The sequence below is a fragment of the Streptomyces montanus genome (genome assembly GCF_005786655.1).
Classification (GTDB): Bacteria; Actinomycetota; Actinomycetes; order Streptomycetales; family Streptomycetaceae; genus Streptomyces; species Streptomyces sporangiiformans.
Window position 1 is genome coordinate 1 of sequence record NZ_VBZC01000094.1, and the last position, 25863, is coordinate 25863.

The following is a 25863-nucleotide window of genomic DNA, read 5'->3' on the forward strand; positions in this document are numbered from 1 at the left end:
ACCTCAAGGGCCGTACGCAGGCCACGCTCTTCGAGTACCTGCGGATGATCGCCATCGCGCGGCTGTTCATGGACAACATCGCCCACATCCAGGGCTCCTGGCTCACCACCGGCAAGGAGATCGGCCAGCTCACGCTGCACTACGGAGCCGACGACCTCGGCTCCGTCATGCTCGAGGAGAACGTCGTCTCCTCCGCCGGCGCCAAGCACCGCTCCAACCTGCTGGAACTGATCACGCTCATCCGGACGGCGGACCGCGTCCCGGCCCAGCGGTCCACGACGTACGAGCACCTCGTCGTGCACGACGACCCGGCGAACGACCCCGTCGACGACCGCGTCGCCTCCCACATCTCGTCGACCGCGATCGCGGGCGGCACCGCGCACCCCGAGCTGAAGCTCGTCTCCGCGAAGTGAGCCGGTCCAGGCACGCGATACGCGGGGCCGGGGCCGTGAGCAGGCGGACACCTCATCACACGAGCACGAGCAGGAAGGAGAGAAGTCCATGGCAGCCGCCATTCACGCCGAGGGCTTGACGAAGACCTTCGGAGAGGTCCGCGCCCTCGACGGGATCGACCTGGAGGTTCCCGAAGGCAGCGTTCTCGGGCTCCTGGGACCCAACGGAGCGGGCAAGACCACCGCGGTGCGGCTGCTCACCACCCTGCTGCGGCCCGACGCGGGGACGGCCACGGTGGCGGGTCACGACGTGGTGCGCGCCCCCGAGCAGGTGCGGCGTTCGATCGGTCTCTCGGGCCAGTTCGTGGCCCTCGACGAGAAACTGACCGGGCGTGAGAACCTTCGCATGATCGGCGAGTTGTACGGGATGCGCAGGCGCGCCGCCCGGTCGCGCGCCGACGAACTGCTCGAACAGTTCGGCCTGCTGGAGGCGGCGGACCGGAGGTCCGACACCTATTCCGGCGGTATGAGTCGCCGTCTCGACCTCGCCGGCGCGCTCGTCGTGCGTCCCGTGGTGATGTTCCTGGACGAACCGTCGGTCGGTCTCGACCCGGCCAGTCGGCTCATGCTGTGGGACGCGATCGAGCAGCTGGTCGCTTCCGGTATGACGCTCCTGCTCACCACGCAGTACCTGGAGGAGGCGGACCGGCTCGCCCATGACATCGCCGTCGTGGGCCGCGGCCGGATCATCGCGCGCGGCACTCCCCGGGAGCTCAAGGCGCGGACCGGGCAGCAGTGCGTCGAGGTGGTGGTGGATCTGCGTGAGCGGATCCAGGACACCGTGGCGGTCCTCGCCCGCTTCGGCGGCAGGAAGCCCGAAGTGGACCTGGCCAGGGCGCTGGTCTCGGTTCCGGTCGGCGGCGGGGTGCGCATGCTGGCCGAGATCATCGACGAGTTGGACGCGGCGGGAATCGGGATCAGCGACATAGGCCTGCGGCGCCCGACCCTGGACGAGGTGTTCATGGACCTGACCGGCGAAGCTCCGAGGGAGGAGCCGGCGCGCGAACCCGAACTCGCGGCGGTCTCCTCTCATGCGACCGACGGCAAGGGGTGATCGCGGTGGCCATCACGACCCGGACGACCGGTCTGCCGGACGGGGCCCGGTACGCCCACGCCTTGAAGGCGGCCTCCGACACCTGGGTGATCACCCGGCGCAACCTGCTGGTGATGCTGCGCACCCCCGGAGCGCTGCTGCTCAGTCTGGCCCAGCCGGTGGTGTTCGTCCTGATTTTCGCGTACATCTTCGCCGGGTCCTTCGTCGTCCCCGACGGCGCGGGGCCGGCCGCCTATCGCGAGTACATGATGCCGGGCTTCTTCGCCCAGACGATCGCGTTCGTGACGGCCAGTATCAGCAGCATCAGCACGGCCACCGACATCAAGCTCGGCATGGTGGACCGGTTCCGCTCGCTGCCCATGTCACGCGGGGCCCTGTTGTCCGGACGCAGCCTCGCCGACCTGGTGCAGAACCTTTTCTTCATCACGGTGATGGTGCTGTGTGCCCTCGTTGTGGGCTGGCGGATCCACCACGGGTTCCTTCGGGCGGCTGCCGCGTTCGCTGTGCTGCTGCTCATGGGCTACGCGCTGTCGTGGGTGGGTGTGCTCATCGGGTTGTCGGTGGAGGGGCCGGAGGCGGCGGCCGGCAGCAACTTCCTCTGGCTGTTCCCGCTGACGTTCCTGTCGAACGCCTTCGTGGCGCCGTCGTCACTGCCGGCCGTACTACGGCCGGTGGCCGAGTGGAATCCGCTCAGCGCCACGGTGCAGTCCCTGCGTGAGCTGTTCGGCAATCCGAGCCTGACGGCGGTGTCCGACGCCTGGCCGGCGCAGCACCCCATCGTGGTGTCGGTGGGCTGGTCGGTCGCCATCGCCGTCCTCTGCCGGACGCTGGCCGTGCGTCGCTACCGCTCGATCGGCGCCTGACGCCGGGAGGACGTTCACGCTGCGGCTGCTTCAGACCCCGTTTTTCCGTTCCCGTGTGATCGGCACCCGAGAGACACCCGAGAGACGTGAGTGACAAGTTGCGTAATGAGCTGATCCAGCCGCTGCATGAGCTGCTTGCCGGGAACGCCGGTCGGTTTCCCGAGAAGACCGCGTTTCGCGACGCCCGGCGTGCCGTGACCTATGGGGAACTGGAGCGGCGTACCCGCAGGCTGGCCGGTCATCTGGCGGACCTGGGGGTGGAGCGCGGCAGCCGTGTGGTGCTGCGCATGGGCAACCGCGTGGAGATGGTGGAGAGTTATCTCGCCGTCACCCGCGCGGGCGCGATCGGCGTACCCCTCGATCCCCAGTCGTCGGACGCCGAACTCTCGCATGTGCTCGACGACAGCGGTGCGGTCCTGGTGGTCACTGGTGCCGCTCGGCTGAAGCAGGTGCTGAGGGTCACCGGGCAGCGCTCGGGAACGGCGGTCGTGGGGGTCGGGCCGGCCGACGCCCCGGCTGACGCACCGACGACCGACGCACCGGCCGGTGTCCGGCACTTCGAGAGCCTTGCGACCACCGAGCCGGGCAGTCCGGCCCGTGACGATCTCGGGCTCGACGACCCGGCCTGGATGCTCTACACCTCGGGCACCACGGGACGTCCCAAGGGAGTGGTGTCGACCCAGCGCAAGTCGCTGTGGGCGACGGCTTCCTGCAACGCGCCCATCCTCGGCCTGTGCGAGGACGACCGGGTGCTGTGGCCGATGCCGCTCTTCCACGCCGTGTCGCACAACATCGGCGTGCTGGGGGTTCTGGCCGTCGGCGCCACGGCACACATCATGGAGGGTTCGGCCGCCGACGAGATCATGGAAGCGGCGCGGTCGGAGCGCTCCACCTTCCTGGTCGGGGTGCCGACGATGTACCACCGCATGGTGGAGGTGGCGCGGGAGAGTGGCGCCGGACTGCCGGAACTGCGTGTGTGCATGGCGGCCGGCTCCGCCTGTCCCGCCTCGCTGCACGAGACGTTCGAGGAAACCTTCGGCGTCCGCCTGCTGGACAGTTACGGAAGCACGGAGACCGGTGGGGCGATCACCACTCAGGCGCCGGACGGGCCTCGCGTGCCGGGCTCCTGCGGGCAGCCGCTTCCCGGGCTGACGCTGCGCCTGACGGACCCTCGGACGGGTGCGGAGGTCGCCACCGGTGAGGAGGGCGAGGTATGGGTGAACAGCCCGGCCCTCATGCTCGGTTACCACAACCAGCCCGAGGCCACCGGCGCCGTGCTCCGCGACGGGTGGTACCGCACCGGCGATCTGGCCCGCCGGGACCCGTCCGGATTCCTCACCATCACCGGCCGGGTCAAGGAACTGATCATCCGCGGTGGTGAGAACATCCATCCGGGCGAGATCGAGAAGGTCCTGACGCAGGTACCCGGAGTGGCCGACGCCGCGGTGACCGGCCAACGGCACGAGGTGCTCGGCGAGGTGCCTGTCGCCTATCTCGTGCCGGGGCCCGACGGTATCGATCCGCAGCTGGTCCTGAAGACCTGTCGGCAGGAGCTGTCCTCCTTCAAAGTGCCCGACGAGTTCCACACGGTCGCCGAGATCCCCCGCACCCCGGCGGGGAAGATCGCCCGCCAGCGCCTGCCCGAACTGGCAGGCACGCCGCTCGCTGTCGGTCCCCCTGACGGTCTCCGGTCCGGTCTCCCGGCCGATCCCCCACTGTCGGCTTCTCCCGGGGCCTCCCGCAGTGCGGCCGAGGTGGGTGCGGTGATCGTGAAGCACCCGCTGCTGGGGGCGGCCGTCGAACTTCCCGGCTCCGAAACCGTGCTGTTCACCGGGCGGCTGTCGGCAGGGGCGTATGCCTGGCTTTCCCCGCACAGCGTGGGCGGCTCGGCTCTCGTACCCGATTCGGTACTGGTCGAGCTGGCGACAACTGCCGGTGACCAGGTGGGCTTCGGCCGACTGGAGACGCTGTCCCCCCAGGACCCGCTGGTACTGCCGGAATCCGGGGCCGTCCAGCTTCGGATCACGGTCGGCGCGCCCGGAGAGGACGGGTTGCGTCCCGTGTCCGTCCACTCCCGGCGCGGCGACGAGGGGTTCGGGCGACCGTGGGCATGCAATGCCACCGGGTGCCTCTCCGAGGAGGGGCCGCTGCCTGACTGGGACCTGGAGGTGTGGCCCCCCGCCGAGGCCAAGGCCGTGACGATCCCGGTGCCCGCCCCGGACGAGGACTCGGCTGAGTCGGCTGCGGACGGCCCGAGTCACGGCTCCGCTCCCCAGAGCGTCAGAGCCGTGTGGCGGCGCGGTGACGACCTCTTCGCCGAGATCGCCCTGCCCGAGCAGTTGCGGGCGGAGACCAGGGAGTTCGGGCTCCACCCGGTCCTGACGGACGCGATGCTGCACCCGCCGCGCATCGAGGACGCGCTGCGGGACGCCGGCCGACCGTGGCAGGCGGGAGCCTGGCACGGGGCAGTCTGGCAGGGGGTGTCCCCGCACGCATCCGGGGCCTCGGTGCTGCGTGTGCGGATCAGTCCCCTGCCGGACGGCTCCTTCTCGATACGGGCCGCCGATGCCACCGGAGAGCCGGTGCTGACCGTGGAGTCCGTGCGGCTCCGGCCGGTCTCCAGGAGCCGTATCGGGGCAGCGGGTGCCGCGCAGCAGGACAGCCTGTTCACCGTTGAGTGGACCGATGTCGACCTCGCGCCGGTCGCCGACGCGGTGCCCGCCAAGTGGGCGGTCGTCGGCGAGGACACGCTGGGGGTGCGGTCCGGACTGATGTCGGCGGGTCGGTACGCCGAGGCGTACCCGGATCTGCGGACGCTGGCCGCGGCCGTCGACGACGGCGCTCCGGCACCCGATGTGGTCGTGACGGCGTCTGCGTCCGCCGCCGCGGAGCAGACCGGCGGGGAACTGGCGAGGGCCGTCCACGACACCACGCGCCGGGCGCTGGAGTGGGCACGGTCCTGGGTGACGATGCCCGTGTTCGACAACTCCCGGCTGATTTTCCTGACCCAAGGTGCGGTGCCGTCCTGGGACGACACCGAACGTACCGGGCTGACCGGGCAGTTCGACCTGCCGGCCGCCGCCGTGTGGGGACTGGTTCGCTCGGCTCAGACCGAATTCCCGGGCCGGTTCACGCTGGTGGACACCGACGCGAGCAAACCGGCATGGCGCGCGCTGTCGAAGGTCGCCGGCTCCGACGAACCGCAATGGGCGCTGCGCAAGCGGACCGTGCGGGTGCCGCGACTGGCCCGGCTCGCCATCGGTGCCGACGGTACGTCGCTGCCGGTCGGCCCGGACGGTACGGTCCTGGTCACCGGAGGCACGGGCACGTTGGGAGCCGCGGTCGCCCGCCATCTGGTCGTGGACCACGGCGTGCGGGAACTGCTGCTGACGAGCCGTCGAGGACCCGCGGCACCGGGGGCGGCGGACATCGAGGCCGAACTCACCGCGCTGGGCGCGCACGTCACCGTGGCCGCCTGCGACGCGACGGATTCGAACGCTCTGGCCGGACTGCTGGCGGCACTTCCCGCCGAACGGCCGCTCAAGGCGGTGGTGCACGCGGCGCGCGTGCTGGACGACGCGGTCATCCCCTCCCTGACACCCGAGCGCCTGAGTGCGGTGCTGCGGCCCAAGGTGGACGCGGTGCTCGCGCTGCGGGAGGCGACCCGGGACGCGGATCTGTCAGCGTTCCTCGTGCTCTCCTCCACCGCCGGCGTCTTCGGAGCCGCGGGCCAGGGCAACCACGCCGCGGCCAACGCCTTCCTGGACGCGCTCGCGCACCAGTCACGCGCCCAGGGGCTCCCGGCCACCTCCGTCGCCTGGGGGCCACTGCCGACCGAGCAGGGCCTCCAGTTGCTGGACGCGGCCTGGGGAGCGGATCGGAGCGCCGTCGTTGCTGCACAGCTGGACTTCTCCGCTCTGCGCGACCTGGCCAGGGCGGGGGGCGCCCCCTCGCTCCTGCGTGCCCTGCTGCCCCCTCGGGCCCGCCGGGCGGCACAGGACACCCCCGCCGAAGCGTCGGAACTGAGGCACCGGCTGGCCGCGTTGAGCGACGCGGATCGCGACACGGTCCTGACCGACCTGGTACGCGGCCACATCGCGACGGTCCTGGGCCACTCCTCCCCCGACATCGTGGCCGCGAACGCGGAGTTGAAGGGCCTCGGCTTCGATTCGCTGAGCGCGGTGAACCTCCGCAACGCCCTGGCGTCCGCCACCAGGCTCACCTTGACGTCGAATGTGGCGTTCGACTTCGAGACCGCCGCCGAGTTGGCCCAGCACCTGAAGATGCAACTGCTCGCCTGACAGGGCGGCGCGTTGACACACCCACTGGATATTGCCCGTTGTAGACGAGACGGAGGAAATGGCTGATGAGGGTCGAAGGCGTTTACATTGATTCGCTGGGAGTTGATCTCCATGAATGGGTCAGCGTCGAGAAGGCGGCCGCGGACGGGCTCGTAGAGGCGGAAACGCATACGGACACGGGGCTGACGGGTGTGTATGTGGCCCCTGAGGTCCCGGCGCTCGATATGGCGGTCAATTCCGCTCGTACGGCGTTGGACCGGTCGAAGACCGATCCCGAGGCCATTGCGACGCACATCCACAGCAGTGTCAACTACCAGGCTCCCGCCGGGTCTTACCCACCGGGCTACGTCCTGCGGGAGCTTGGGTTGGGCACGATCCCCGCTTTCTATCTGCAGCAGGGCTGCAACGGCATGCTCAGTGCGATGGAAGTGGCCATTGGGCAGATCACCGGCGCCGGTGAGGCGGAGGCGGTGTTGCTGACGACCGGCGAGAACTGGAACTCGCCGGGTATCAACCGCTGGACGGACGGCCAGAATCAGTCGTGCATTCTGGGCGATGGCGGAGCATCGGTTCTGTTGAGTGCGGACCAGGGTTTCGCCGAGGTGAAATCACTCAACGCCGGGGTGCTGCACCGGCTGGAGAAGTGGCACCGCGGTGACGGTCCGCTGATCAACCTCGACTCCGACACCGCGTCCGAAATGGCGGAGATGGGAGAGCGGGTCATGCGATTCCATGACGCCGACCTCTCGATGGCGGAGACGCTGGAGAAGATGACCGTGTTCGACCTGGAGATCATGCAGCGCTCTCTGGTCGATGCCGGCCTGAACGCCTCGGACATCACCAAGGTCGTGTCGCTCAATGTGGACGGCCGGGTGGTCGAATACACGGTGATGGTGCCCCTGGGGCTGCCGATGTCCCGATCGAGCTGGGAGTTCGGCAAGAGTGTCGGGCACGTCGGGGGTGCCGACCCCTTCATCGCCCTGGAGCACCTGGTGCGGACCCGCGAGGTGACGGCGGGCGACCACGTGCTGCTGACGTCCCAGGGGCCGGGCTGGATCTGCACGGCGGCCGTGGTGACGATCAACGAGACGCCGGCCTGGGCCGTGGCCTGACCGGCCGACAGACAGTCAGCGTTCGGCGACCAGCCTTTCCAGCACGGGGACTGTTTCGTAGGCGTTCGGCATGGCGGCGACCTCGTCGCGGACGCGGCGTGCGGATGCGGCGTGCTGGGGGTCGTTGAGAAGGCGGAGGACATGTGCGCGGACCTGGGCGGCGTTGACTTCGCTGTGGTGGACGAAGAACCCGGCGCCTTCGCGCTCCAGTGACCGTCCGCGGAGTTCCTGGTCGGCGATGTACGTGGACATCACGAGCTGGGGGACGGCGTGCACCATGGCCGTGCAGAAGGTGCCCCAGCCACCGTGATGGATCACCGCGGAGCAGCTGGGCAGCAGCGTGTCCAGGGCCACGTCGTCGACGATGCGGGCGTTCGCCGGGACGGGACCGAGCTCCGCGCGCTGTCCGGGCAGGACTGCCGCGACGACTTCGATGTCGAGGTCCGACAGGGCGTCGAGGACGGTGGGGATCGAGACGTAGTCCCCGCCGAAGGCCTCGGTGTTCATGTTGCCCAGGCTCAGGCAGATGCGTGGGCGCTTGGGTGCTTCACGCAGCCAGTCCCACACCACCGTGGTCCCGTTGTAGGGCTGGTAACGCAGGGGCAGCTGGCGCAACGTGCTGGGCAGCCTCAGGCTCGGTGGCAGCGAGTCGATGGTGTACTGGCCCTGGAGCAGTTCTTCGTCGCACACGACGCCGTAGGGCCGGCCCCACTCGTTCATCCAGTCGGAGAGGGGGTCGACGCGCTCGGATTCGGGCGCCTGGCGCATGAGTTCCACGTAGTTGCTGCGGGTGCGTCCGTAGACGTCCGCGGACCACAGCATCCGGACGTGGAGAGCGCCGGTGACGCGGGCCGCCAGCGCCCCGGCGTAGGAGAGCGGGTCCCGGACGACCAGGTCCGGCTGCCAGCTCTCGGCCAGCGCGAGCATGTCTTCCATGACCGGATCGTTGTAGAGGGCGTAGCCCAGGGGAACGCTGAGCTCGTAGCAGCTGCGCAGGGTGGGCCAGTCCGCTTCTCCCTGTGCGAGGCGGCTCCAGTTGGTCACCTCCATGTCCTGGTACTCACGGGCGGCCGGCAGCTTGGAGTACAGCGTGTTGTCGCCGCCGACCGGCGCGGCGGCGAGACCGGTGCGGGTGATCGCATCGGTGAAACCCGGGCTGTTGGGCATCAGGACGTCGTGCCCGGCAGCCTTCAGAGCCCACGCCAACGGCACTTGGCCGTAGAGGTGCGACTTCTCCGGCAGACATGTGAACATCACCTTCATGCCGTCTTTGTTCCTTTCCGACCGGCGACGCGCGTGGTTGCCACTGGCCACCGGTCCTCTTTTTCCGCCATGACTGCAGATGGTGCTCCCGGAGGGGGCGGACGGGGGATGCGGACCGCGGGAGACTGGGACTTCCTCCAGACATCAACGAGCCCCCGGCCTGGGCGGTCTCAGGAGCCGAGGCTCCGCAGCCAGGCCGCCGTGGCCTCCGCCGTGCCGCGGGCCTGCGCTTCCATCATGGTGAAGTGGTTGCCCGGTACCTCGAGAACGGTGTCCGCCCGCTCCCAGGACGACTGCCACTCGTGGGGCTCCATGGGGCCGGTCTGCTCGGCCGGCACCGGAGGTTCACTGGCCCGCACCAGCAGCACCGGGCACTCCAGCTCTCCCGGCTCCCACTCGCCGATCATGCCGGCGTACCAGCTCATGGCGGTCAGACGGTCGGTGTCCATGTGCGCGAACATCGACTCCCGGTCGAACATGCCACCCAGCATCTGCTGCGAGAACCGCAGGAACGGCGAGTCGGCACGGGGCATGTACGTGTCCAGCAGGACCACCGCCGCCGGTCGCCGTCCCTCCTTCTGGAGCCGCCGGGCGGCCGCCAGGGCGAGGATGCCGCCGGAGGAGGAGCCGAGGAGGACGACGGGGCCGTCCCCGACGGCCCGGGTGACCGCTCCGGCCTGCAGGCGCGCGACGGCGTCGAAGGTCGCGGGCAGCGCCTCGCCGGTGGCGAAGCCCTGCGTGGGCAGGGCCCACACGTCACGCTCGCCCCGGAACGCCGACGCGAACCGCGCGTACTGGTGCACGCCCGCCAGCGCGACGTACGAGCTGAAGCAGACCAGCGGCGTCGCACCGTCCCCTCCGGCGAGCCGGATCGGTTCGGGGACGGACGGCAGTTCCTCCGGGGTGTGGAAGGTGGGACGGAGTTCGGCGGCCGCCCGGAGCAGTTCGAAGCCCTGGTCGACCTTGCCCATCTCGCAGGCGCGCCTGAACAGGGCGCCGAGGGTGTCCTCGGCCCGTGGGGCGGGTCCGCCCGCCGTCTCGGCGGCTCGCTGCTCGTTCGCCTGTGCCGGGGCGTCGTCCTCGTCGAGGAGCCGCTGGTCGAGGTGGGCGGCCAGCGCCTCGGGGGTGGCGAAGTCGAAGAGCAGGGTGGGGGGCAGCGCCAGCCCGGTGGCCGCGGTGAGTTGGTTGCGCAGCTCGACGGCGGTGAGTGAGTCGAAGCCCTGCTCGGTGAAGAGGCGGTCGGCTTCCACGCCTTCGGCCGACGCGTGGCCGAGGACGGCGGCGGCCCGTTCCCGGACGAGGGCCAGCAGTACGGTCCGCCGTTCGGCGGCGTCCCGTCCTCCGAGCAGCGCCGGGGCGGACGGTACACCGCCGCCCACCTGGCGGCGTGCGGGCGTCTGCGCGGCGGACCGCAGCAGCGCCTCGACGGCGGTGTGGTTCCCGCCGGTGTCCATGGCGACCAGGGCGGCCCGGTCCGTGGCCAGCGCGGCGTCGAGCAGCGCGAGGCCGTCCGCGGCGGCCAGCGGCCGCATGCCGCCTCGCGCCATGCGGCCCCGGTCGGTGGCGGAGAGCCCGGCGGTCATCGCACTGTTTTCCGCCCACAGCCCCCAGGCGACCGACGTCGCCGGCAGTCCGTGCGCGCGACGGTGGGCGGCCAGGCCGTCGAGGAAGGCGTTGGCGGCCGCGTAGTTGGCCTGTCCGGGAGAGCCGAAGGTGCCGGCCGCGGAGGAGAACAGGACGAACGCGGAGAGGCCGAGGTCAGAGGTGAGTTCGTGCAGCAGCCATGCCGCGTCGGCCTTCGGCCGCAGGACCCGGTCGAACCGCGCCGTGTCCAGGGAGGTCACCGTGCCGTCGGCCACGACGCCGGCCGCGTGCACGACCGCACTCAGCGGCCGGTCGGCGGGAACCTCGGCGATCAGCCGCCGGACCTCGGTCCGTTCGGACACGTCGCAGGCCACCAGGCGTACCGAGGCGCCGAGTTCGGTCAGTTCGGCGACCAGTTCGGTGGCGCCCGGGGCGTCGGCGCCGCTCCGGCCGGCGAGCAGCAGGTTCCGTACGCCGCGCGCGGTCACCAGGTGGCGGGCCACCCGTCGTCCCAGCGTGCCGGTGGCGCCGGTCAGCAGGACGGTACCGGTGCCGAGGTCGGGGGCGGGGGCGGGGGCATGGACCGGGGTGTGGGCCGGGGGTTCGCCCGTGTCGTCGACCCGGGCGAGTCCGGGCAGCAGCACCACGTCGCGGCGCACCGCGCACTGCCGGTGCCCGGCCGCGACCGCGGCGAGCAGGGCCGCCCGTTCCGCGGGCTGGTCCATGACGCCTTCGGTGTCGGGCAGATCGACCAGTTGGAGACGGTCCGGGTGCTCCGCCTGGGCGGAGCGGACCATCCCCCACAGCGCGGCGGCGGCCAGGTCCCGGACGTCCTCGTCCTGATCGGTCGCGAGCGCGCCCCGCGTGGCGAACACCAGGCGGGAGGCGGCGAACCGTGCGTCGGCAAGCCAGCCCCGCACGAGGTCGTGGCAGTGCGTCAGCAGGCTTCGTACGGCCTCGGGTACGGCGCGGCCGTCACCCCGGGCCGGGTCGGGAGCCGCCAGCACCACGTCCGGCATGGTCATACCCGTGTCCACCGCTTTGCCGAGTGCTTCGAGGTCCGCGTACGTCTCCAGGTGGACACCGGCGGCGTCCAGCGCCTCGGCGACCCGGTCGTCGCCCTCGCCGAGGATGATCCAGCGGACCGACTCGGGAGCGGGCGCCGGTGGGGCGGGGACGGCCGCCCGCCAGTCCAGGCGGAGCAGCCCGGGCCCGCTGCCGGGCCGCTGCCCCAGCCGGTCGGACGCAACGGTGCGCAGGGTGAGGGCATCGGCCGCGGCGACGGGCCGGCCGTCGGTGTCCGTGACCAGGACCGAGAACCCGTGCGGGTGTCCGGCCGGGGCGAGGCGCACGCGCAGGGCGGTGGCTCCCTCGGCGTAGAGCGTCAGGCCGCTCCAGGCGAACGGCAGCATCGGCCCTGCCACGGTCTCCTCGACCGGCGCGTCCGGTGCGTCCGGTGCGTCCGGTGCGTCGACGTCCGCTGCCGCGACGTCCGGTGCCTCGACGTCCGGTGCCTCGACGAGGAGGGCCTGGACTGCGGCGTCGAGCAGCGCGGGGTGGAGTCCGAAGCGGCCCGCGTCCTTGCGGCAGGGATCGGGCAGGGTGACCTCGGCGAAGAGTTCGTCGCCGCGCCGCCACACCGTGTCCAGGCCCTGGAAGGCCGGGCCGTAGTCGAAGCCGGCGGCGGCGAACCGCTCGTAGTGACCGCCGGCGGACACCTGCTGCGCGCCCGGCGGGGGCCAGGCGGCCAGGTCCAGGTCGCCGGGGGCGGGCGGCGCCTCGGCGGCGAGGACGCCCTGGGCGTGCTGCTCCCAGGGCTCGTCCTGGGACTGGTCCCAGAGCTGGTCGGTACGGGCGAGGCGCGAGTGCACACGGAAGGCGCGCCGACCTGATGCGTCCGGCGCCTCGACGGCGAGCTGGATCTGTACGGCGCCCTCGCGGGGGATGACGAGCGGGCTCTGCAGGGTGAGTTCGGCGAGATGGCCGCACCCGGTGCGGTCGCCCGCGTGGACGGCGAGGTCGAGGTAACCGGTGGCGGGCAGGATGACCTGCCCGAGGACGGCATGGTCGGCGAGCCAGGGGTGGCTGCGCAGCGAGAGGCGTCCGGTGAACAGGACCTCGCCGGAGCCCGCGGGGGTGACGGCGGCCCCAAGGAGAGGGTGCCCGGTGGTGTCGAGCCCGGCGGCGGTCACGTCCCCGGTCCACGGTGCGCTCTCCAGCCAGTAACGATCCCGCTGGAAGGCGTAGGTGGGCAGGGCGACCGGCCGGGCGCCGGAGAACAGGGCGTGCCAGTCGGGCCCGGCGGCGCCGTGGGCGACCAGGTGGCCCAGCGCGGCGAGGACGCTCCGCACCTCCGGGCGGTCCTTGCGCACGGCGGGCACCAGCAGGGCCGCCTCGGCACGGCCGGACCGGCCGGCGTCGTCCACGGGGTCGGCGACGCCGTCTTCCACGCCCTCTTCCACGCCGTCGTCCACAGCGACGTCCATGGAAGCCTGCGCCATGGCGGTGAGGGTGCCGTCGGGGCCGATCTCCACGAAGCGGCTGACCCTGAGTTCGCGCAGGCGGCGGACAGCGTCATGGAAGCGGACGGTCTCACGGACGTGCCGCACCCAGTACTCGGGGTCGGTGAGCCGGTCGGCGCCGACCGGCTCACCGGTCACGGCGGAGATGACCGTGATCCGTGGCGGCGCATAGGAGAGCCTGGCCGCGACCGCGCGGAACGCGTCCAGGGCCGGTTCCATCAGCGGGGAGTGGAAGGCGTGGCTGACGCGCAGTCGTGTCGTCTTGCGCCCGAGGGCCTCCACTTGGGCGGCGACGGCGCCGACGGCGTCCTCGGTGCCGGAAACCACTGTGGCGTGGGGGCCGTTGAGGGCGGCGATGCCCACCTCGGCCTCGCGCCCCTCCAGGAGCGGCAGCACCTCCGACTCGGACGCCTGAAGGGCGAACATCGCGCCTCCGGAGGGCAACTCCTGCATGAGCCTGCCCCGGGCGGCGACGAGCGCGCACGCGTCCTCCAGAGAGAGCACTCCGGCCACATGCGCGGCGGCCAGTTCACCGACGGAGTGACCGGTGAGGCAGTCGGGGACGACGCCCCAGGACTCCAGGAGCCGATAGAGGGCGACTTCGAAGGCGAACAGCGCGGGCTGGGCGAACTCCGTGCGGTCCAGCGCCTCCGCGTCATCTCCGAACACGACCTCCCGCAGCCCGGCGATGTGCGAGCAGACGGCGTCGAAGGATTCCGCGAAGGCGGGGAACTCCTCGTACAACTCCCTTCCCATGCCCAGGCGTTGGGCGCCCTGGCCGGTGAAGAGGAACGCGGTCTTTCCACCGTTACGGGCCGTGCCCGTCGGTGTGCCGGTGCCGGTGCCTGGGCCGCCGTCCGCGAGCGCGGCCAGCCCGGCGATCAGCTCGGGCAGGTCGGCGCCGAGCACCACGGCGCGGTGTTCGAAGAGGGTGCGGGTGGTGGCGAGGGACAGGCCGACGTCGTACGGATCGAGCTGGGGCCGCGCCTCGATGTAGGCCAGCAGCCGGCTCGCCTGGGCCTGGAGGGCGGACGTCGTGCGGCCGGTGACCACCCAGGGGACGAGCGGGCGGCGGTCACTGGGCGCTGTCGGTTCGGTGTCCTCCTCGGGGACGGCTTCCTCAGGTACGGCTTCGAGGATCAGGTGCGCGTTCGTTCCGCTGATCCCGAACGAGGACACACCCGCCCGGCGCGGCCCGTGCGTCTCCGGCCACGCGACCGGCTCGGTGAGCAGACGCACCTCGCCCGCCTCCCAATCGACGTGCGAGGACGGCGCGTCCACGTGCAGCGTGGCGGGCAGCACCCCGTGCCGCATCGCGAGCACCATCTTCATCACACCCGCCACACCGGCCCCCGCCTGCGTGTGCCCGATGTTCGACTTCACCGACCCCAGCCACAACGGCCGCTCCTCCGGCCGGCCCTGACCGTACGTCGCGAGCAGCGCCTGCGCCTCGATGGGGTCGCCCAGCGTGGTGCCGGTGCCGTGCGCCTCTACGGCGTCGACGTCCGCCGGGGACAGACCGGCCGCGTTCAGCGCCGCCCGGATCACCCGCTGCTGCGACGGGCCGTTCGGCGCACTCAACCCGTTCGACGCACCGTCCTGGTTCACCGCCGAGCCCCGCATGACCGCCAGCACCCGATGACCGTTCCTGCGGGCGTCCGACAACCGCTCCACCAGCAGCATCCCGCCGCCCTCGGAGAACCCGGTCCCGTCCGCCGCGTCCGCGAACGCCTTGCACCGGCCGTCCGCCGCCAGCCCCCGCTGCCGGCTGAAGTCCACGAACAGGCCGGGCGTCGACATCACCGTCAGGCCACCGGCGAGGGCAAGGTCGCACTCCCCCGCCCGCAGCGACTGCGCCGCCAGATGCAGCGCCACCAGCGACGCCGAACACGCCGTGTCCACCGTCACCGCCGGACCCTCCAGACCGAAGGTGTAAGACAGACGGCCGGACATGACGCTGGCGGCGTTGCCGGTGGCGAGGTGGGATGCGGCGTCCTCGCCCGGGGCGAGGGGGCGGGAGGAGTAGTCCTGGTAGTTGGTTCCGGCGAAGACTCCGGTACGGCTCCCCCGCAACCTCTCCGGATCGATCCCCGCCCGCTCGAACGCCTCCCACGAGATCTCAAGCAACAACCGCTGCTGCGGATCCATCGCCACCGCCTCACGCGGCGAAATGTTGAAGAACCCCGGATCGAAACCACTCGCCCCCGAAAGGAAGCCACCCTTGCGCGTGTACACCGTCCCCGCCTTGCCCGGCTCCGGGTCGTACAACGCGTCCAGATCCCACCCCCGGTCCTCCGGGAACGGCACCAGACCCTCCCCACCATCGGCCAGCAACTGCCAGAAATCCTCCGGGGAGTTCACATCCCCGGGGAAACGGCAGGCCATGGCGACGATGGCGATCGGATCGTCCTCGCTGCGCGGCCCTCCCACGGCCGCGGTCGCAACCGCGGCGGCGACGGCGGGGGCGTCGTCCGGGGCGAGCGCGGTGCTCAAGTGCTCGGCGAGGGCGGCGGGAGTGGGGTGGTCGTAGACGAGGGTGGACGGCAGTCGCATGCCGGTGGCCCCAGAGAGGGAGTTGCGCAGTTCGACCGAGGTGAGGGAGTCGAAGCCCAACTCGCGGAAGGCGCGGGTGGGTTCGACGTCCTCGGGGCTCGGATGGTTGAGCACATGGGCGATGTGGGCCCGGACGAGGTCGAGCAGGGCCTGGCGCCGGTCGGTCTCGCCGAGGGTGGCGATCCGGTCGGCGAGGTCTGTCTCGCCTGCGCGCTCCGGTTCGGTGCGGCGGGCGTCGGTGAGGATCCGCGCGAGGTCGGGGAGGGCGGCGTAGAGGCGGCGCGGCCGTTCCCTGGCGAGTTCGGCGCCGAACAGCTCCCAGTCCGTGTCGGTGATCACGAGAGTGGTGTCGTCGTGGTCCAGGGCCTGCTGGAGTGCGGTGACGGCGGTGTCCGGGTCCATGAGCCGTACGCCGTGCCGTTCGAGGCGTGCGCCGATGGTTCCGTCGGCCATGCCGCCGTCCGCCCAGCCGCTCCAGGCGATGGCGGTGGCGGGCAGGCCGCGGGCGCGCCGGTCCTCGGCCAGGGCGTCCAGGAAGGCGTTGCCGGGCGCGTAGTTGCCGTGTCCGGCGCTGCCGAAGGTGCCGGAGGTCGAGGAGAACAGGACGAAGGCGGACAGGTCGAGGCCGGCCGTGACGGCGTCGAGGTTGAGGGCGCCTCCCACCTTGACGCGCAGGACGTCGGCGAGGCGCTGGGGGGTGAGGGCGCCGATGACGCCGTCGTCGAGTACGGCAGCGGTGTGGAAGACGGCGGTGAGGGGGCGCTCGGCCGGGATGGCGGCGAGGAGCCGGGCGAGGTCGTCGGCGTCGGCGATGTCGCAGGCCACGACGTCGGCGCGGGCGCCGAGTTCGGCCAGTTCGGCGACGAACTCGGTCGCGCCGGGGGCGTCCGGGCCGGAGCGGCTGACCAGCAGAAGGTGACGGGCGCCGGAGCGGGCCAGGCGGCGGGCGACGTGTCGTCCGAGCGCGCCGGTGCCGCCGGTGATCAGCACGGTTCCCTCCGGCTGCCAGGTGCGGCGGCCGGGCAGGGCGCCGGTGGCGGCGCGGACGAGGCGGCGGCCGAGGACTCCGCCGGGGCGGATCGCCACCTGGTCCTCGTGGTCGTGGCCGGCGAGGACGCCGATGAGCCGGTCGGCCGCGGTGTCGTCGAGAACGGCGGGCAGGTCCGCCAAGCCGCCCCAGCGGTCGGCCTGTTCCAGGGCGACGACGCGGCCGAATCCCCAGACGAGGGACTGGATGACGGACTGGCGGGGGGCGGCGGCGCCGTCCTGCGGGCGGGTGGCCACGGCCCCGCGGGTGGCGAACCACACCGGTACGGCGGCGGCGAGGTCGTCGAGTGCCTGGACGAGGGCGACGGTGGCGGCGAAGCCGCGCGGCAGCTCCGGGTGGCCGGCCAGCGGCTCCTCGTCGAGGGCCAACAGGGACAGCAGGCCCGCCGCTTGGCCGTCGGAGGCGGCGAGTGCGGCGTCCAGGGTGGCGGCCATGGCGGCACGGTCGTCGGCGCAGTCCACCACGACCGGTACGGGGTCCGCGCCGGCGCGTTCCAGGGCCGCGATGAGGACCGTGGCCTCCTGGCTCTGTTCGTGGCCGCGCGGGACGACGACCGGCCAGGTGCCGGTCAGGGCGGCATCCGCGGTGGCGGCCGCGGTGGCAGCCGTGGGTTCGCCGAGGGGGTGCCAGGTGATGCGGTAGCGCCAGGAGTCGGCGGTTGCGGCCCCGGCGGCACGACCGCGATAACGGGCCAGTGCGGGGGCGAGTGCGGAGACCGCGGTCTCGTCGAGTTCGAGGGCGGCGGCCAGAGTCGTGACGTCACCGCTCTCGACGGCGTCCCAGAACGGGGCGTCGGCGGTGTCCCGGTGGGTGGGGGCCGGGGGTGCGAACTCGGGCCAGTAGCGGCGGCGTTGGAAGGCGTAGACCGGCAGGTCGACCCGTTCGCCGGGGCCGCCGAGCGCGCCGGCCCAGTCGACGCGGCCGCCGCGTACGGCCAGTTCGGCGAGGGAGAGCAGGAACCGCGCGGGCCCGCCTTCGTTCCGGCGGAGGGTGCCGAGGACCGCGGTGTACGGGGTGCCGGTGGCGTCCAGGATGTCCGCGACGGTGGTGGTCGCCACGGGGTGCGGGCCGACCTCGATGAACACGCGGTGGTCCGCGGCGGCGAGTGCCTTGACCGTGTCTTCGAGGAGGACGGTCTCGCGGATGTTGCGGTACCAGTACTCGGCGTCGAGTTCTGTGGTGTCCTCGATCCTGCCGCCGGTGACCGTGGAGTAGAACGGCACGTCGGCGGCTCGGGGGGTGATGTCCCCGAATCCGGTCAGCAGGGCGTCGCGGATCTCCTCGATCTGGACCGAGTGCGAGGCGTAGTCGATGGGGACGCGGCGGGCACGTACGCCTGCGGCGGTGAGTTCGGCGAGCAGCCCGGTGAGCGGGGCCTCCTCCCCCGAAACGACCACGGTCCGCGGGCCGTTGAGGCCGCCCACCGAGAGCTGTCCGTCCCAGCGGGCCAGGTACTCCTTCACCTCGTCGAGCGGCAGGGGTACGGAGAGCAGGCCACCCCGTCCGGCCAGGGCGGTCAGCGCGCGGGAGCGGGCGACGACGACACGGGCGGCGTCCTGGAGGGACAGCGCACCGGCGACGTGAGCCGCCGCGATCTCGCCCTGGCTCTGGCCGACGACGGCGGCGGGCCGTACCCCGCACGACTGCCACAGCCGGGCCAGGGCCACGCACACGGTGAACAGGGTGGGCTGGACGATGTCGACGCGGTCCAGCGGCGGGGCTCCCTCGGCGCGCCGGAGCACGTCGAGGACCTTCCAGTCGGTGAACGCCTCCACCGCCTGGGCCACTTCGGTGAAGTGGGTGCGGAACCGCTCGTCTCCGTCGAGGAGTTCGGTGGCCATCTCCTCCCACTGCGGGCCCTGGCCGGGGAAGAGGAAGACGGGGCCGCCCTCGGTGTCGGCGGCGCCGCGCACCACGCCGGGCGCCGGGGTGCCGTCGCTCAGTGAGGTGAGGCCGCGCAGCAGTTCGCCGTGGTCGCGTGCGACGACGACGGCGCGGTGTTCGAGGGCAGGGCGGGTCGTCGCGAGCGACCAGGCGAGGTCGAGGGGGCGCAGGGTGCGCCCGGGGCCGGAGTTCACGTGCTCGCGCAGCCGCGCGGCCTGGGCGCGCAGCGCGGCCTCGGTGCGTCCGGAGACGGCGAAGGGCAAGGGGCGGCCTGTGGAGGCGGGCGCCTTCGGCTCGCCGTGCCCGGCGTCTCCGCTGTTCCGGGCGTCTCCGGTGTCTCCGGCGTCTCCGTCTCCGGCGTCTCCGGCGTCTCCGGCGTCGGCGTCCCTCGATGCGGGCTGCTCGATGATCAGATGCGCGTTGGTGCCGCTGACGCCGAAGGACGACACGGCCGCGCGCCGGGGCCGGTCGGTCCCGGGCCAGGGGCGGGCCTCGGCGAGCAGTTCGACACGGCCGCTGGTCCAGTCGACGTGTGTGGAGGGTTTGTCCACGTGCAGGGTCGCCGGAAGTGTCCCCTCGCGCAGGGCCAGGACCATCTTGATGACGCCGGCGACACCCGCGGCGGCCTGGGTGTGGCCGATGTTGGACTTCACCGAGCCCAGCCACAACGGCCGGTCCTCCGGCCGGTCCTGGCCGTAGGTCGCGAGCAACGCCTGCGCCTCGATGGGGTCGCCCAGCGTGGTGCCGGTGCCGTGCGCCTCGACGGCGTCCACATCCGCCGGGGAGAGGCCGGCCGCGGTCAGCGCCTGCCAGATGACGCGCTGCTGGGAGGGCCCGCTGGGCGCGGTGAGTCCGTTGGAGGCGCCGTCCTGGTTGACGGCGGAGCCGCGGACCACCGCGAGCACGGGGTGGCCGTTGCGGCGCGCGTCGGAGAGCCGCTCGACGACGAGGACGCCCGCACCCTCGCCCCAGGCGGTGCCGTTCGCGGAGTCCGCGAAGGCCCTGCAGCGGCCCTCGGCGGACAGCCCCCGCTGACGGCTGAACTCCAGGAACACGGTCGGTGTCGACATGACCGTGACGCCGCCGGCGAGGGCGAGGTCGCACTCGCCGGAGCGCAGCGCCTGGGCGGCGAGGTGCAGGGTCACCAGGCTGGAGGAGCAGGCCGTGTCCACGGAGACGGCCGGGCCCTCCAGGCCGAGGGTGTACGAGACACGTCCGGACAGCACACTGGGCGAGTTGCCGACTCCGTCGTCCCCCGCGTTGGCCGACAGGGCGAGCAGGGTCGGATAGTCCTGCAGGTTGGTGCCGGCGAACACGCCCGTCCGGCTGCCCCGCAGGGCGAGCGGGTCGATGCCGGCCCGCTCCAGCGCCTCCCAGCAGATCTCCAGCAGCAGCCGCTGCTGCGGGTCCATGCCGACGGCGTCCCTGGGAGAGATGCCGAAGAAGCCGGCGTCGAAGTCGGCGACCCGGTCGAGGAACCCGCCGGTGCGCGTGTAGCTCTTGCCGGGCGTACCGGGTTCGGGGTCGTACAGCGCGTCGGTGTCCCAGCCCCGGTCGTGGGGCCATTCGGTCATGGCGTCGGTGCCGGAACTCAGCAGCCGCCACAGGCCCTCGGGGTCGGCGACCCCGCCGGGAAAGCGGCACCCCATGGCGACGATCGCCACGGGCTCCAGTTCCTGGTTCCGCTCCTCCGCCTCGCGCAGTCGCTGCCGCGTCTGGTGGAGATCGGCGGTGACCTTCCTCAGGTAGCCGAGGAGCTTCTCCTCATCGCTCATGCGTGTTCATCCGTTCCCCGGTCCTGGGCGTCCTGTGCCGCCGTGTACGTCGCGCATGCCGCGCATGCCGTGTGCTCAGGAAATTCCAAGATCGTTCTCGATGAAGTCGAAGATCTCGTCCGCCGCGGCGGAGTTGATGCGGTCGGTGATGTCGTCCGTTGCCGTGGCGCTGTCGGCCGCCGGGGCGCCTGCGGTGCCGTCTGCGCCGTTCCACCGGGCCAGCAGGGCCCGCAGTCGTGCGCCGATGCGGTCGCGGCGGGTGTCGTCGGCGTCCAGCGTCGCCAAAGACGCCTCCAGCCGGTCGAGTTCGGCGAGTACCCCGCCGCCGTCCGCGCCGTCCGCACCGTCGGTGAGCCTGCCGCGCAGATACCCGGCGAGGGCCGTCGCGTCGGGCTGGTCGAAGAGCAGTGTGGCGGGTAGCTGGAGCCCGGTGACGGCGCCGAGCCGGTTGCGCAGTTCGACCGCCATCAGGGAGTCGAAGCCGAGGGCGTTGAAGGCCCGGGTGGCGCCGATCCTGTCGGTCGAGGCATGTCCGAGGACCCCGGCGACCTGGCTGCGCACCAGCGTGACGAGGGCCCGTTCCCGCTCGTCGGCGGTGAGTCCGGCCAACCGGGCCCGCAGCGCCTCCCCGGCGTTCTCCTCCTCCACCGCTGCCGGGTGCACCGCCGCCAGGTCCCGTACCTCGGGGAGGTCCGACAGCAGCGGGCTGCGCCGGACCGAGGTGAAGCCGGGCGCGAACCGCGCCCAGTCCACGTCGACGACGGCAAGGGCCGCCTCGCGGCGGGCGACGGCCCGGCCGATGGCCTCGGGTGCCCGGCCGGGGTCCAGCGGGTTGAGGCCGCTGCGGCGCATGCGCTGTTCGATGTCGGCGTTCTCGACGGCCATGCCGCCGCCGGCCCACGGCCCCCAGGCGAGGGAGGTCGCGGGCAGTCCCGCGGCGAGCCGCTGCTGGGCGAGGGCATCCAGACTGGCGTTGGCGGCGGCGTAGTTGGCCTGGCCGATGGAGCCGAGGGTGCCCGAGACGGAGGAGAACAGCACGAAGGCGGAGAGTTCGCGTTCGCGGGTGAGTTCGTGGAGATTGCGCGCGGCGGTCAGCTTCGGCCGCAGCACGGTCTCCAGGCTCTCCGGTGTGAGCGTGTCGAGCAGGCGGTCGTCGAGGACGCCGGCGGTGTGCACCACCGAGTCCACGGGGTGTTCGGCCAGCAGCCGGGCCAGTGCCTCGCGGTCGGCCACGTCGCAGGCGGCGACGACGAGCTCGACGTCGAAGCCGGCGACGGCGGCTTCGAGTTCGGCGCGGCTCTCGGCGCTGCCGCCGCTGCGGCTGACCACGAGCAGCCGGTCCGCGCCCTGTTCGGCGAGCCAGGCCGCGGTCCGTACGCCCAGTGCGCCGGTACCGCCCGTCAGCAGAACGGTGCCGCTCCAGGAGGGAGCCGGGCCGACCGCGCCGGAGTGCGCGGCGCGGACGAGCCGGCGCAGGAAGGTCCCGGAACCGCGGACCGCCACCTGGTCCTCGCCGCCCCGGCCGCCGAGCACCGCGCACATGCGCCGGGCGACGTCTTGGGACACCGCGGTGCCGGTGCCGGTATCGGTGCCGGTGTCGGTATCGGTGTCGGTGTCGGTATCGGTGCCGTTGCCAGTGCCGCTGCCGGTCGGCAGGTCCAGAAGGCCGCCCCACAACCGCGGGTGCTCCAGGGCGGCGGTGCGGCCCAGGCCCCAGACGGCGGCCTGTTCGGGCGCTGCGGGGGCCTCCTGCTCGTGGACGCCGACGGCGCCCGCGGTCAGGCACCACAAGGGTGCTGCGGAGGTGCCGAGCGCGCCGTCGGCGAGCGCCTGGACGAGGGCGGCGGTGGCGGCCAGGCCGCGCGGGGTGGACGGATGGCCGGGCAACGGCCGTTCGTCGGCGGCCAGCAGCGAAAGCACTCCGGTGACGGGCGTGTCCCGGTCGTCACCGTCGAGGATTCCGGTGAGCTGTTCGCCGAGTTGCTTGCGGTCGGTCTCGGCGCAGTCCACGGGGACGAGGACGGTGCGGGCGCCGTGGGCGGCGAGAGCGCTGGCGACGGACGCGGTCCACGCGCCCTCCGCCCGGTGGGCGGGCACCGGCAGCAGCCAGGTTCCGGACAGGGACGCGGCGGCCTGGTCGGCGGCCGGCGTCCATACGACCCGGTGCTCCCAGGCGTCGGCCTCGGACCGCTCCCGCAGGCCGCGGCGCCAGGACGCCAGCGCGGGCATCACCTCGCGGAGCGAGGCGTTCTCGTCGAGGCCGAGCCGGGCGGCCAGTTCGCCGACCGCGTCCCGTCCAACCTGATCGGCCTGATCGGCCTGATCGGCCTGATCGACCTGATCGGCCTGTTCGACGAGGTCCCAGAACGGCGTGTCCTCGGCCGGGGCGGCGGGCGCGGCCGAGGGCTCCAGCCAGTACCGCTCGCGCTGGAAGGCGTACGACGGCAGCTCCGTGCGGCGCGCGTCGTCGCCGTGGAGCCGGGCCGGGTCGAGACCGTGGCCCCGGGCGTGCAGGTGGCCCGCGGCGAGCAGCGCGGTGCGCGGCTCGGGCCGGTCCCGGCGCAGCAGCGGTACGGCGAGCACGGCGGACGTCTCGCGCACGCTGTCGAGGACCATCGTGGTGACGGTGGCGTCGGGGCCCAACTCCAGGTAGGTGGTGACGCCTTCGTCCTCCAGGGTGCGTACGCCGTCGCAGAAGCGGACGGCTTCCCGGACGTGCCGGACCCAGTAGGCCGCCGAGCACAACTCGTCCTCGGTGGCGGTGTGCCCGGTCAGGTTGGAGACGACGGGCACCGTGGGCGGCGCGAAGTCCACGTCCGCCGCGACCTGTTCGAACTCGGCGAGCATGGCGTCCATCCGGCTGGAGTGGAACGCGTGGCTGACCCGTAGCCGCCGCGTCTTGCGGCCTCGGGCGGCGAACTCGGCGGCGATCCGCTCGACTTCGTCCTCGTCGCCGGAGAGCACCACGGAGGCCGGGCCGTTGAGCGCGGCGATCCCGGCCCGCGCGTCGATGCCGTCGAGGTGGGGACGTACCTCGGCTTCCGTGGCTTCCACGGCGGTCATGGCACCGCCTTCCGGCAGCGCCTGCATCAGCCGGCCACGGGCGGCCACGAGGCGGCACGCCCCCGGGAGGGTCAGCACTCCCGCGGCGTGGGCGGCGGTGAGTTCGCCGATGGAGTGGCCCATGAGGACGTCCGGACGGGTGCCCCAGGACCGTACGAGGGCGTGCATCGCGGTGCCGACGGCGAACAGGGCGGCCTGGGTGTAGGCCGTGCGGTCGAGCAGGGCCGCCTCCGCGGAGCCCTCGGGGGCGAAGACGACGGTGCGCAGCGGGGGGCCGTCGAGATGCCGGTCGAGGTGCCGGTCGAGTTCGGCGCAGACCTCGTCGAAAGCCTGGGCGTAGGCGGGGTGGGTGTCGTAGAGCCCGCGGCCCATGCCGGGGCGCTGGGCGCCCTGGCCGGGGAAGAGGAAGGCGGTCCGGCCGCCCGTGTCCGCGGTGCCCTGCGCGACGTCCGGTACCTTCTCGCCCGCGGCGACGGCGGCGAGTCCGGCGAGCAGTTCCTCGTGGTCCTCGGCGACGACGACCGCCCGGTGGTCCAGGGCATGGCGGGTGACGGCCAGGGAGTGGCCGAGGTCGCGCGGGTCGGCGTCGGGGCGCGCGAGGACGTGGGCGCGCAGCCGGGCGGCCTGGTCGCGCAGGGCGTCCGGGGTGTGTCCGGAGACGGTGAACGCGTGCGGCCCGGCGGCCGGTTCGCGCGGCTCCTCGGGGCGCCGTACGGCGGGTGGTTCCTCCAGGACGACGTGGGCGTTGCTGCCGCTGATGCCGAAGGACGACACGCCCGCGCGGCGCGGCCGGTCGGTGTCGGCCGGCCAGGCGCGGGGTTCGGTGAGCAGTTCGATGGTGCCGTCGGACCAGTCGATGTGCGGGGACGGCTCGTCGATGTGCAGGGTGCGGGGCAGTTCGCCGTGGCGCATGGCCATGACCATCTTGATGACGCCCGCGGCGCCGGCCGCCGCCTGTGTGTGCCCGAAGTTGGACTTGGCCGAGCCCAGCCACAGCGGCCGGTCTTCGGGCCGGTCCTGACCGTACGTGGCGAGCAGGGCCTGCGCTTCGATGGGGTCGCCGAGCGTGGTGCCGGTGCCGTGGGCCTCCACGGCGTCCACGTCGGAGGCGGTCAGGCCGGCGGAGGCGAGCGCCTGGCGGATGACGTGCCGCTGGGAGGTGCCGCTGGGGGCCGTGAGTCCGTTGCTCGCGCCGTCCTGGTTGGTGGCGGAGCCGCGGACCACGGCCAGGACCGGGTGGCCGTTGCGCTCGGCGTCCGAGAGCCGCTCCAGGAGCAGGACGCCGACGCCCTCGGAGAAGCTGGTGCCGTCGGCCGAGGCGGCGAAGGCCTTGCAGCGGCCGTCGGCGGCGAGCCCGTTCTGCGCGGTGAACTCGGTGTAGGTGCCCGGGGTCGCCATCACGGTGACACCGCCGGCGAGCGCCATGGAGCACTCGCCCTGGCGCAGCGCGTGCGCGGCCAGATGGAGGGCGACGAGCGCCGAGGAGCAGGCGGTGTCGATGGTCATGGCCGGGCCTTCGAGGCCGAAGGTGTAGGCGACGCGGCCGGAGATGACGCTGCCGGACACCCCGAGGCCGATGTAGCCCTCCATGCCCTCGGGGATGTCGGCGAGTCCGGAGGCGTAGCCGGAGCCCATGGCGCCGACGAACACTCCGGTGCGGGTGCCGCGCCGGGAGAGCGGGTCGATGCCGGCGCGTTCGAAGACCTCCCAGGAGCTCTCCAGCAGCAGCCGCTGCTGGGGGTCCATGGCCAGGGCCTCGCGCGGCGAGATGCCGAAGAGGGCGGCGTCGAAGTGGGTGGCGCCGTACAGGAATCCGGCCTGGAGGCCGGCCAGCCGGTCCAGGTCCCAGCCGCGGTCGGTGGGGAACGCGGAGATGGCGTCGCCGCCCTCGCTGACGAACCGCCACAGGTCCTCGGGGGAGGCGACCCCGCCGGGGTACTGGCAGGCCATGCCGACGATCACGACGGGGTCGTCGTCGGTCGCGGCAACCCCGCCGTCGGCGGTGTCCACGTCGGTGCCGGCGATCTCGTCGCGCAGGTGTCGGGCGAGCGCGGTGGGCCTCGGGTGGTCGAAGACGAGGGTGGCGGGCAGCCTCAGGCCGGTCTCGGCACCGAGCCGGTTGCGCAGCTCGACGGAGGTGAGCGAGTCGAAGCCGAGGTCCTGGAAGGACTGTTCGATGCCGACGGCCCCGGGAGTGCCGTGGCCGAGGGCGGTGGCGGCGTGCTTGCGGACGATGTCGAGCAGCACACGTTCCTGCTCCGCCGCGTCGAGCCCGGCCAGCCGCCGGGCGAGGCCGGAGGCGTCACCGGTGGCCGCCTCGACGGCGCGCCGGGCGGGGGCCCGGACGAGGCCGCGCAGCAGCATCGGCAGACGGCCCGCGGCTGCGGCG

7 protein-coding genes and 1 pseudogene are annotated in these 25863 nt (G+C 72.8%); 5 read left to right on the plus strand and 3 right to left on the minus strand.

From position 1 onward, the window contains the following. From FE633_RS43825 to FE633_RS43845, 5 genes and pseudogenes are all read left to right on the plus strand, one after another. A pseudogene (locus FE633_RS43825) lies at positions 1-413 on the plus strand (dehypoxanthine futalosine cyclase); the annotation flags it as partial. An 88-nt stretch (positions 414-501) separates the two neighbouring features. Then, entirely contained in the window at positions 502-1506 is a 1005-nt protein-coding gene (locus FE633_RS43830; RefSeq protein WP_138050750.1) for an ATP-binding cassette domain-containing protein, read from the plus strand. A gap of 5 nt (positions 1507-1511) precedes the next feature. Further along, positions 1512-2369, plus strand: coding sequence for an ABC transporter permease (locus FE633_RS43835; protein WP_246114107.1), 858 nt, complete (start codon positions 1512-1514; stop codon positions 2367-2369). A gap of 86 nt (positions 2370-2455) precedes the next feature. After that, positions 2456-6670, plus strand: a complete 4215-nt coding sequence (locus FE633_RS43840) for an SDR family NAD(P)-dependent oxidoreductase (protein WP_246114108.1) — start codon at positions 2456-2458, stop codon at positions 6668-6670. Positions 6671-6735: 65 nt separating this feature from the next. Then, a complete protein-coding gene (locus FE633_RS43845) occupies positions 6736-7782 on the plus strand; it encodes a ketoacyl-ACP synthase III family protein (RefSeq protein ID WP_138050751.1) in 1047 nt (348 codons plus the stop codon). 15 nt (positions 7783-7797) lie between these two features. On the opposite strand, the gene FE633_RS43850 is transcribed toward FE633_RS43845, so the two are convergent. The 3 genes from FE633_RS43850 to FE633_RS43860 form a co-directional block, all read right to left on the minus strand. Then, positions 7798-9045 carry an activator-dependent family glycosyltransferase gene (locus FE633_RS43850; RefSeq protein ID WP_138050752.1) on the minus strand — a complete coding sequence of 416 codons (1248 nt, stop codon included), beginning with the start codon at positions 9043-9045 and terminating at the stop codon, positions 7798-7800. Between the two features lie 170 nt (positions 9046-9215). Further along, a complete protein-coding gene (locus tag FE633_RS43855) occupies positions 9216-20411 on the minus strand; it encodes a type I polyketide synthase (protein WP_138050753.1) in 11196 nt (3731 codons plus the stop codon). Between the two features lie 75 nt (positions 20412-20486). Then, positions 20487-25863 (minus strand): type I polyketide synthase (locus FE633_RS43860; protein WP_138050754.1); only part of this gene is annotated, 5377 nt, incomplete at its 5' end.